The 1,242-nt window shown below is 37.0% G+C and carries 1 protein-coding gene; it reads left to right on the top strand.

The window, feature by feature from the left end:
- Nucleotides 1–46 precede the first annotated feature (46 nt).
- A partial coding sequence (asnB, locus tag ACN4EE_RS23490) for an asparagine synthase (glutamine-hydrolyzing) (protein WP_431708930.1) occupies nucleotides 47–1,242 on the top strand: 1,196 nt, incomplete at its 3' end.

Below are 1,242 nucleotides of genomic sequence, written 5' to 3'. Positions count from 1 at the left end.
AAAATATTGTTTCTTTATAATTATAAAAAAATCAAAATAAATTTTTATGTGTGGAATCGGTGGCATTTTAACTTCTTCAGCTTTCCGTGATTCTTTAGACACCCTCATCCATAAAGTTCGATCGAGCTTAACCCATCGAGGACCTGATGATCAAGGTACTTACATTAATCCTACTAAAAATGTCGCTTTTGCCCATACTCGCCTTTCTATCTTAGACTTGAGTAGTGCTGGTCATCAACCCATGTCCACAGAAGATGAACGTTATTGGATTACATTTAACGGTGAAATCTATAATTTTCAGGAAATTCGATCGAACCTAGAAAAACAAGGAGAAATCTTTAAATCTCATACCGATACAGAAGTTATTTTAAAACTATACAGAAAGAAAGGAAAAGACTGTCTATCCGAATTACGGGGAATGTTTGCCTTCGCCATTTGGGATAACCAGAAAAAAACCTGTTTTATTGCCCGTGATCCTTTAGGCATAAAACCCTTATATTATTATTATGATGGTCAAAATTTCCTTTTTGCCTCCGAATTAAGGGCAATTTTAGCTACTGGCATTGTTAATAAAACTATCTCCCCTCAAGGATTATACAGCTATTTGACAAGGGGAACGATCGCCGAACCTGATACCATGATTGAAGGAATAAAATGTTTACCTGCAGGGCATTGGTTACAGTGGCAAGAAGGAGAAATAGACATAAAATCCTATTGGCAAATTCAGTTTCAAAACCAAGTTAATGAGCTTTCCGAAGCCAAAGAAATCACCCGTCAAGCCTTGATAGACTCTATTAAACATCATTTTGTCAGTGATGTACCCGTAGGCATCTTTTTGAGCGGTGGTATTGATTCTAGCTCATTATTAGCCCTTGCTCGAACCACTCAAACTGGTACAATTAAAACCTATTCCATCGCCTTTGAGGAGGAAGACTATAACGAAGGGGATTTAGCCACACAAATTGCCCAACAATTTGATACCCAGCATCATCAATATAAAATTACCAGTTCGATCGCCCTCAGTATTTTACCCGATTTTTTACAAGCGATTGATCAACCTACCATAGACGGTTTTAATACCTATTGCGTCTCTCAATTAGCGAAAGAAGACGGCACAAAAGTTGTATTGTCAGGATTAGGAGGAGATGAGTTATTCGGTGGTTATGGCTCGTTTCAACAAATTCCGAAAATGGTCAAAATCGCTCAAAATATCGATAAATTACCCTATTTAAAACAATTATC

Origin of the sequence: Geminocystis sp. CENA526, from assembly GCF_050753365.1 — a bacterium.
Taxonomy (GTDB): Bacteria; Cyanobacteriota; Cyanobacteriia; order Cyanobacteriales; family Cyanobacteriaceae; genus Geminocystis.
Note: the sequence above shows the minus strand (reverse complement) of the source record. Positions and strands in the feature narration are given on the sequence as shown.